The sequence below is a fragment of the Microvirga sp. 2MCAF35 genome, from assembly GCF_052115545.1.
GTDB lineage: Bacteria > Pseudomonadota > Alphaproteobacteria > Rhizobiales > Beijerinckiaceae > Microvirga.
Genome location: NZ_JBFRGW010000074.1, coordinates 1 through 8,888, shown reverse-complemented (window position 1 = coordinate 8,888; position 8,888 = coordinate 1). Strand labels below are relative to the sequence as shown.

At 64.1% G+C, this 8,888-nt stretch carries 9 protein-coding genes; 7 read left to right on the top strand and 2 right to left on the bottom strand.

The window, feature by feature from the left end; translation table 11 throughout:
* The first annotated feature begins 533 nt into the window (after positions 1-533).
* The 6 genes from AB4097_RS21165 (at position 534) to AB4097_RS21140 (ending at position 5,242) form a co-directional block, all read left to right on the top strand.
* Complete coding sequence (locus AB4097_RS21165; protein ID WP_442043217.1) at positions 534-758, top strand: hypothetical protein; 225 nt, start codon at positions 534-536, stop codon at positions 756-758.
* An 11-nt stretch (positions 759-769) separates the two neighbouring features.
* On the top strand, positions 770-1,390 hold the full coding sequence (locus AB4097_RS21160; RefSeq protein ID WP_442043215.1) for a type II toxin-antitoxin system VapC family toxin: 621 nt from the start codon (positions 770-772) through the stop codon (positions 1,388-1,390).
* Positions 1,391-1,665: 275 nt separating this feature from the next.
* Positions 1,666-3,477 (top strand): competence protein CoiA family protein, encoded by a 1,812-nt coding sequence (locus AB4097_RS21155; RefSeq protein ID WP_442043213.1) that lies wholly within the window; start codon positions 1,666-1,668, stop codon positions 3,475-3,477.
* Between the two features lie 85 nt (positions 3,478-3,562).
* Positions 3,563-4,018, top strand: a complete 456-nt coding sequence (locus AB4097_RS21150) for a hypothetical protein (RefSeq protein WP_442043211.1) — start codon at positions 3,563-3,565, stop codon at positions 4,016-4,018.
* Complete coding sequence (locus AB4097_RS21145; protein WP_442043209.1) at positions 4,011-5,054, top strand: serine/threonine-protein kinase; 1,044 nt, start codon at positions 4,011-4,013, stop codon at positions 5,052-5,054. The genes AB4097_RS21150 and AB4097_RS21145 overlap by 8 nt, the downstream gene beginning before the upstream one ends.
* Positions 5,054-5,242 carry a hypothetical protein gene (locus tag AB4097_RS21140; RefSeq protein ID WP_442043207.1) on the top strand — a complete coding sequence of 63 codons (189 nt, stop codon included), beginning with the start codon at positions 5,054-5,056 and terminating at the stop codon, positions 5,240-5,242. The genes AB4097_RS21145 and AB4097_RS21140 overlap by 1 nt, the downstream gene beginning before the upstream one ends.
* A gap of 49 nt (positions 5,243-5,291) precedes the next feature.
* Here the strand turns inward: AB4097_RS21140 and AB4097_RS21135 are convergent, their stop codons facing one another.
* Positions 5,292-6,230 carry a DUF429 domain-containing protein gene (locus AB4097_RS21135; RefSeq protein WP_442043205.1) on the bottom strand — a complete coding sequence of 313 codons (939 nt, stop codon included), beginning with the start codon at positions 6,228-6,230 and terminating at the stop codon, positions 5,292-5,294.
* On the bottom strand, positions 6,227-6,982 hold the full coding sequence (locus AB4097_RS21130; protein WP_442043219.1) for a metallophosphoesterase: 756 nt from the start codon (positions 6,980-6,982) through the stop codon (positions 6,227-6,229). Before AB4097_RS21130 ends, AB4097_RS21135 begins: the two co-directional genes overlap by 4 nt.
* Positions 6,983-7,644: 662 nt before the next feature.
* Here AB4097_RS21130 and AB4097_RS21125 point away from each other — a divergent pair.
* On the top strand, positions 7,645-8,841 hold the full coding sequence (locus tag AB4097_RS21125; protein WP_442043203.1) for an IS256 family transposase: 1,197 nt from the start codon (positions 7,645-7,647) through the stop codon (positions 8,839-8,841).
* Positions 8,842-8,888 lie beyond the last annotated feature (47 nt).

Sequence of the window (8,888 nt, the reverse complement as noted above, 5' to 3'; positions counted from 1 at the left end):
ACTGAGCGGCCTTGCGCCGTCAGCACATCAACCTGCCGCAACTTCGCGACAATCTCTTCAGCCGTGTGTCTCTTCCTGGGCATTCTCTCGTCCTCCAAATGGCAAAAAGCCATACATCAGGGAGGACCACTTCAAAGGGGGCAGGCCACGGGCAGGGGGAGCAAGGGACCACCGGAACCGGAGGCCTCCCGCAGGCCCCTGACGGGCGTAGGGTGCGTTGCGCATGGCTTGGACGCTCGTGCCGGGATGCGGAGGTCGGTGCGGGCGAATGGGGCAAGGTGCCGTGAGCGCACTGGGCTTTTGTCGACGGGGGCCTTGTCGCGCGCCGGCCTGCGTGTCATGTATAACAAATTCCTTGATTTGGCTAACAGAAGAGAACGGGATCCACGATGGCCAGCGAAACCTCCCGCCCCACCCCTTCCAAGGCCCCGGGCCGCCGATCCCGCAGCCGACTTGCCGGCCGGCTTCCGAAACCGTCACGCAAGCCTGCGGCTGGAAAGGCCAGGCCCAGGACGGGGCGCATCGAGTCGGTCATGCGCAGCGCCGAGGAGATCGGTCTGCTGCGCGAGAAGGACGGACGGATCACCGGACGGGTCAGCAGCGGCCTCATCCATGAGGCGAAGGCCCGCACGGGAATCGAGTCGGATACCGATTTGATCGCGTTCGCCTTGGCCAACATCGCGCTGGAGGACAACTTCGGCGAGGTGTTCCGGGCGCTCGAGGGAACCGTCGATCCGGATCTCGACCTCGAGTTCTGACGTTGCCGGGATTGGATTTCGACAAGGTCGTCCGATGGGCGCGGCCGGAGCGGTGGCACACGCTTGCCCGGCGGCCGGACGGTGACCTGCCGTTCGTCGGTGCCACGGCGGAATCGGGCAGCGCCCTGCTGCTCGATACCACCGTGTACATCGACCGGATGCAGGGGAAGGCGCCGGATGTCATCCAGGCCCTCGTGGACGTGCGGACCGTCAATCACAGCACCATCGCCGTGGTTGAACTGATGCACACCGTCGGACGCCTCGATCCCCGCCACGGGGAGACCGCCAACGTGCTGACCCAGACCAGGAACGCCATCCGGGGCATGCCGGGACACCGCCTGTTCGAGCCGGATGCCGAGACCCTCGGGCGGGCCGCCGTCGTGGCAGGCGTCCTGGCGCGGGTGCAGGGCTATGCCTCCGATGACCGGCTGCGGGCGCTGCACGACTGCGTCCTCTTCCTGCAAGCCCTCAAGCTCGGGTTCACGGTCCTGACGGGGAACGTCAGGGACTACGACTTACTGCTGCAAATGGTGCCGGACGGGCGCGCCTTGCTCTACCGCAAGAAGGCCCGGGAGGACCGGAACTCCCGGAAGGGCGGTCCCGTGGAACCGGATGATGCAGCCGGTCGGTGATCTGCGCGTGCCCACGGGGGAACACCAGCCCAACCCCACCATGCAAGAGCCCTTCCCATCCGCCAGCGGGAAGCGGGCGAAGTGTTGACGACGGAGCTGACCCGGTTGCGGGTGCGGCCTCAGGGGCTCAGTCTGGGCGCCGACGATGTCGGTTGGTCGGGGACGCAATGAAGGCAGGAAGGGCGGCTGGCGCGCCGAAAGACGCTCCCTTCGGAGGTTTTGCCTGCCGGGACGGGCGGGAAAGCCTCGTATTCGGGGAACGTCCGGACGGTACGATGGCCCACGTCTCGGAAGTCGCTTCCGGCCTTGAATGCGGTTGCATCTGTCCGGGATGCGGCAGCCGTCTCGTCGCCCGCAAGGGGCCGAAGAACGATCACCACTTCGGGCATGATGGCAGTGCCGACGGCAGGCCCTGCAAGACGGGGCCGGAAACGGCTCTGCACAAGTTCGCCAAGGAGGTCCTTGCCAAAAGGCTGCGCCTCTTCCTGCCGGCCCTCGAGATGTCGGACGGGGACGATCGCTGGGTCGGCTTCCAAGGCGGCAGCTTCGGCTTTCACGAAGCCGTCCTCGAGCACAGGCTCGAGGAGATCGTCCCTGACGTGATCGTGCGACGCGGCGAGCGGGACCTCCTCGTGGAGTTCGCCGTCACCCACGTGTGCGGCCCCGAGAAGATCGATCGGATCGCGCTGATGGACATCGGGGCTATCGAGATCGACCTGTCCGGCTTAGCCCGCGACGTGTCCCGGGACGGGCTGGAGGAAGCCATCCTCGACACCGCCCCACGCAAGTGGCTCCACAATCCCAGGTTTCGCGAGGGGTGGATCGAGCTTGAGGCCCGTCGTCGAAAACGCACCGAGGCCTTGGCTCGTCGGACCGATGCCCTTCGGGATGCCTATCTTTCCTCCTGCGCCAAGCTCCAGACCAACGGGACACCCTGCCTGGCCGTCGGCCGAATCCGCGAGGACGGACTGGACCGCGCGATCAGCCTCGAGGTCGGGGGCATGGGATGCTTCACCGTGCCTCCGCGGGACTGGCAGGCAACGGTGCTGGCCGACGTCGTCGACGTTGCCGTGGCGGGCAGCATTCCGTTCGTTTCGGTCAACGGCGCCCTGCGCAAGCTCCGGGACCGCCGATGGATCCAGGACCGCTTCAGCCGGGTCACCGATGCCGAAGCGGCGATGATCCGCGAGGATGGAACCACCTTCGAGCTGCCGGAAAACGCCGTCATGGAGTGGATCGTGGTCCTGTCGCGGAAGGGCATCCTCATGCCCGCATCCGGCGGGGGGCGGTGGTTCCTGCATCGCATGATCGTCGATGAGGTCAGCCAACGGCGTCACCGCCGGGCGTTGCCGGGCTTGCGCCAAGCCGAGTTGCGAAAGGCAGTGGGCGACATCCTCAAGGATCTCCCTGAGGACGAGGTGGCAGGCTTCTCGTTCGAGAGTTGGTTCGGAGCGTTGCTGCCGGGCAGGGAGCATTCACCCGTACAGGCCATTCACTTCGAGGACCGGGAATACGCTCGGCTCATGACGGACCTGACGACCATCGGCGGGAGGATCCGTTTCAATTCCAAGGGCGATGTCGATCTGATGGGGCTGCCGCTGTCGGGCACGCTTGCCCGTCGCCGGGAGGAGCTCCGCAGGGAGGAGGAGACCCGCGAGGCCGAGCGGCAGGAGAGGACACGACGGGAGGCACAAGCCCGAGCGGATCGGCTCCTGGGAGTGGCACGCCGGGAGCTTGGGTTGGAAGGGGACGCATGGGCCGCAGCCGCAAACGACGCGCTTGGCGGAAAGTCCCCGATGCAGGTGGCGAGCGCGGGGGAGACGGGCATGACGTCCGCGCTGGAGGCTCTCGATACCCTCATGCGCCTGCGGGAAGGCGAGGCGCGCAAGGCCGAGGCGGCGGAGAAGGCAAGGTGGAACCTGCGCAGGGAGGCTGCGAAGGTTCACCACGGCCAGCATCTCGAGATCTACCTGAAGGCGGGGCATCCGGCCCTCGGCGGGCGGTCCCCGTCAGCCTTCTGCTTGGACGAGGCAACGCTCCGCAGGTGCGTGGAGCTCACCCTCGATGGCGGGAAGCGACGGCGCTGATCCTACAATCTACTCTCTTGCAGCATTCGGGCTGGGACTTGGATCCCATTCCAGACATGATAAACGGACGTGAATGGGGGCATGAATGATAACGATCGGCATACGCGCCGCACCGCGGGCGGTCACCTTCGCAATTTACGATTCCGAGAAGGAGCAGGTCATCAACGTCGAGGAGATCAGGATTCCTGCGGCCTTCTCGGTACCTGATGGACTGAAGCACCTGCGCAGCAACCTCCTCGATGTCCTGCGCGAGTACGCCGTCGTGCAGGCGGGTGTGCGCGTGACCGAGGCGAGCGCGCAGTCCCCGAGCATCGAAAGAATTCAGATCGAGGGGGTCATCCAGGAGGCCTTCGCCAGCAGCAGCCTGACCCGTTACTACGTCGGGCAGATCGCATCGATTGCCTCCCGCCTTGGAATCGACCGAGCACGGTTCAAGCCGCTGGTCGAGGGCAAGGAAGCGTTCGACATCGAGAATTGGGATGAAATGACGAAGGAGCAACGCGAAGCCGTGCTCTGCGCCGTGGGGGCAACGAATGCTTAAACCTTACCAGAAGGCACAGGTCACGTTCGACCTGGTCAAGGAAATCGGGACCGATGGACGCAACTCAAGGACGTTCGTGTCCCGGGATCACCAGCTCGACGCCGAGATCGTGATCAAGCAGATCGCGAAGGGGAAGCTCGCCTCGCCCGCGAACTTCTTCGACGAGTCCAAGGCCCTTTACGCCAGCGCACATCCCAATGTCGTGCCGATCCATTACGCATGCGAGGACGACGATTTCATCTACCTCGCCATGCCCTACTACCGGAAGGGTTCGGTCAAGGGGCTGATCACCGGCCGCCACCTGAGCGTGCGCAGGATCGTGACGCTGGGTGCCCAAGTCTTGACCGGGCTCCACAACATCCATTCGAAGAGGCTGATCCACTTCGACGTCAAGCCGGACAACATCCTGCTGACTGACCGCGAGGAGGCGCTCCTGTCCGACTTCGGGCAGGCTAAGCAGATGAACTTCTCCGGCAAGGCGATCCAGGACCGACCCTACACGCCCATGGTCCCGCCGGAGTTCACCAAGTCCGATCAGTTCGATGTCACCTACGACATCTACCAGTTCGGCCTGACGCTCTACCGTATGTGCAACGGCAACGAGGTCTTCTACAGGCAACTGGCAAAATACGGCCCCCCGTCCTCCTTCGACCGCGAGACCTTCCGGTTCGACCTGCGAACCGGCCGCTTTCCGGACCGCAAGGTCTTCCCGGCCCATATCCCTGCCAAGCTGAGGAAGATCATCAGGACCTGCCTGGAGCCCGATCCGTCCGCCCGCTACGGTTCGGCCCTCGAGGTGTCCAATGCCCTGGCCGATATCGACGGGGAAATCTTGGACTGGCACTTCGTGCAAACACCTGATACAAGCACCTGGACGAAGAACGAAAACGGAACATCGTACGAGCTAACACTAAAGCTTGATGGAACTTCCGAGTTCTACAGGTCGGTTAGCGGTGGTCAGAGGCGGCGGATCATGGAAGGATGCAGGCCGTCGCTGTCCGACAAGGATGTGCAGAGGCTCCTAGGTTCTTACTGATGCCAAAGATCAAGAACGATCCGAGCAAGTACGTGAGACGGTCGACGCTTGCCGGGCGGAGGAGCTCCGCCGCGGACGAGAAAGCTGACCAAGTCTGCCGGAAGCGGGAGCGGGACTTCCTGACCGCTCCCATCGATGACAATTTCTACATGGATCTCAGGGTGAAGCCCGTCAGGGAGGACGACTGAGCCGCCCGAAACGCCGATCGACGATCATCGATCGGCTAAGCTAGGAACATCACCGACCGAGAATCCAGCCTTCCCACCTTAGCACCGGCTCTAAACTTACGGTCGCCTCTGGCCGACGGCCGTCAGCGACCTCGATCATCTTGAGAAGCCCCGCAAGGGCATCGAAGGCATCCTCGCCGGAAGCGGCCTCTCCGAATCCGTCGCGCACTGCTGCTTCTGCCGCGTCCGACAGGTGTACGGAATGGCTGGCGGCCCAGTCCAGGATGGCGGATGCCTTCGATGCACGGTCTGACCGCCGACGCTTGCTTTCCCCGCTGCGGAAGCCGGCATTGAACATGCGATAGGCCTCGGCCGGGTAGGTTTCGGCGAGGATGACACTCGTATGGGCCGAAAGCTGGGACAGGGATCCGTCGAAGGGCCACAGCGCTGCGCCATGCGCCAAGGCCGGCCTGATCACCTCGTTCCAGCCCGAGATCGCGGCACGGCCGACCTGGTTGCCGCCGAGCGTCCAGAACAGCGAGCAGGCCGCCTGCCGTTCCGGCGTCTTCCGCTCGCAGACGCGGAGAAGGTCGTCGAATGATGCCATTCCCAATCCCGTAACGAGTGAGGTCCTGGTCACACCCTTCTTGCTTCCCTTGGGGTAGAAGGGACGCCTGAGGGAGACCTCATGAGGCTGGCTGGCCACGTCGAAGAACTGCGCCCAGTCGCCCTCGCCGAGATACGGCAGGGCCTGTCGGAAGTCGGCAAAGCCTGTCCTATCGCCATAGGCGCTCGGGATTCCGATCGGAAAGTCGAACCCGACGAGGGTTCTGCCGCCGTTCGCCTCGTTGAAGATGCCATTGAAGATGCCATCGAGGAACATGGGCATCGGCCCGACGGGGCAGGGAGCCGAGACTTCCCATCGGCCCTCGTTGCGCACCGCTGATGCCTGCCAGCGCTTTTTCTTGTCGATGCTCCAGTCGGCATGGATCAGGCGATCGAACATCATGGAAGCCTTGGGTGGACTGGGGCCACGTCTGCGTCCGGCAGCAGCATGGGACTGACAGCCTGTACCGCGATCCTGTCTCCGGACTGAACGGTGCAGGCGAACTCAAGAGCATCAGTCGCCGGATCGATGATCAGCGCCGTCAGTCGCCCAGTCCCGTAAGCACCCGTATCGATGGCGATGCGGTTCCCCGCGACCTCGGGCAGCTTGCTTCCCGTGATCGAGTGACCGTGGACGATCCTGTGGGATAGGGGGCCCGTGTGGTCAAGGAAGCCTCGGCGGATGGTGAGGCAGTCGTTCCTGTCCTGGGCGTCGACCGGCTTGGCGGGGTCGATGCCTGCGTGGACAAAGGCGAACGGACCGTCGGTCTCGATCAATGACGCGGACCTGATCAGATCGAGGTGGTCGTCGAAGTCGGTCCGGACCGTCATCCTCGCGTCCTCCAGGTCGCCGAACGGCTCATAGCTCGTGAGCGTGTCTACGCCCCCGTTGTTAAGCCAGACCTCCAGGACACGCGCATCGGGGATATCTTCCGACACGGACCGTAGGAAGTAGTCATCGTGGTTGCCCAGCAGCAGCCGTGATGCGGGCCACCGCTTCAGGGTCGACGCGACCAGGTCCATCGCGCCGCGGCTGTTCGGCCCCCGGTCGACGATGTCGCCGAGGAAGATGACGCGCGGTTCCTGTCCGCGACGTTCAGCGTCGGACGCGATGAAGGCGAGCAGGGACCGGAGGAGATCGGCGCGGCCGTGGATGTCGCCGATGGCGTAGGTGAGGCGGGAGACGGGCAGGGAGCGAATCCTTCAGGGCGTTGCTGCCTGTCAGTAACGGCTAACCTGCCAGAGGCAAGTCGCAGTTGCCCTTGGCTGGCCACATGTGCGGCCGCAAAGACATTGGGATGGCATGCTTGATGCCATCCCACGAGCGGGCGCCTCCCCAACCCTTGGTACTCCTGCTTCCTCTAGGGGCGCTTCCCTTGATCCAGTCGCCTGCGGGTGGCAGCAAGGACCAACCAGCCCACGCTGCGGCTTGCGTGATCTCCACGACCATGATGCGGTCATTTGCGTCAAGATGCGACCTGAGGAGATCCCCGACCTGAACGGCTGTCTGGTTCACGTCTACGAGCCATACGGATTCAAGCGCTCGTACACCGCCGGCATTTCGAAGATCCTGCCAAAGCGGTTCGTAGTTGCGTCCAGGCTGCCTGAGATCATAGCTGACGAGATAAACTGCCATCTATCCTTCCTACGTCGGAGATTGTTCGATCAAAAACCATTGAGGAGCACAGCATCATCGGAACTGGCGCCTAACGAGAACACAGATAGTAGTGTGGTGAAGGTTCTGCAAATCGCCTGAGCGGGGCGGTCATGGCAGGATGGTGATGTTCAACGTCACGCACTCCGAGAGGAGCCCCACCATGACCACTGCAAAGGATAAACCTGCTGCCGCTGCCATCAAGGACCTTCTCAGCCAGAGCCCGGACGGGCTGCGCGAGATCGTCCGCGCCGTGATGCAGGAGATGCTTGAAGCCGAGATGACCGATGCGCTCCAGGCCGAGAAGGGCGAGCGCACCTCGGCTCGCCTGGGCTACCGCTCGGGTTACTACACCCGCACCTTGGTGACCCGGGTCGGCAAGCTCGAGCTGCGGGTGCCGCAGGACCGGGATGGCCGCTTCTCGACCGAGCTGTTCGAGCGCTATCAGCGCTCCGAGCAGGCGCTGGTCGCCACGCTCGCCGAGATGTACGTTCAGGGTGTCTCCACCCGCAAGGTCAAGGCGATCACCGAGGAGCTGTGCGGCCACAGCTTCTCGGCCTCGGCGATCTCCTCGATCAACAAGCGCCTGGACGACAGCCTGGCCCAGTTCGCCTCCCGCCGGCTCGAGGAGCCATTCCCGTACCTGATCCTGGATGCCCGTTACGAGAAGGTGCGCGAGGGCGGCATCGTCAGCTCGCGAGCCGTGCTGATCGCGGTGGGTATCGACTGGGACGGCCGGCGCCAGATCTTAGGGGTTGAGATGGCCAACCGGGAAAGCCACTCCTCGTGGCGCACGTTTCTGCTCGGCCTGCGCGAGCGCGGCCTCTCCGGCGTGGAGCTGGTGGTGGCGGACGACCATGCCGGGCTGAGGGCGGCAATCCGTGAGGTGCTGAGCGAGGCCGCCTATCAGCGGTGCTATGTGCACTTCCTCCGGAATGCCCTCGACCACCTGCCGCGCAAGGCTGATGATGATTGCCTGCAGGAGCTGCGCTGGCTCTACGACCGCCGCTCGGTCGAGGAGGCCAGACGCGATCTGGCGGCCTGGATTGCCAAGTGGGAGGGGCGCTACCCGCGCCTGGTCGCCTGGGCCGAGGAGGCGATCGAGGAGACGCTGACCTTCTACCGCTTGCCGCGTCAGCACCACAAGCATCTCAAGAGCACCAACATGCTCGAGCGGCTCAACGAGGAGATCAGGAGACGCACGTATGTGGTGCGGATCTTCCCCAATGCGGCCTCATGCTGCCGGCTGGTGCGGGCTCTGGCGGTCGAGACGCACGAGAACTGGCTGGAAGCCCACCGCTACCTCAATATGGAGGATCTCAAGGAGCACAAGAAAACCACTCTTCGCGAAGCCGCTTAGCCAGCCCGACCGGCCGCCCCTCTTTGCAGAACTTGACGCACACAATC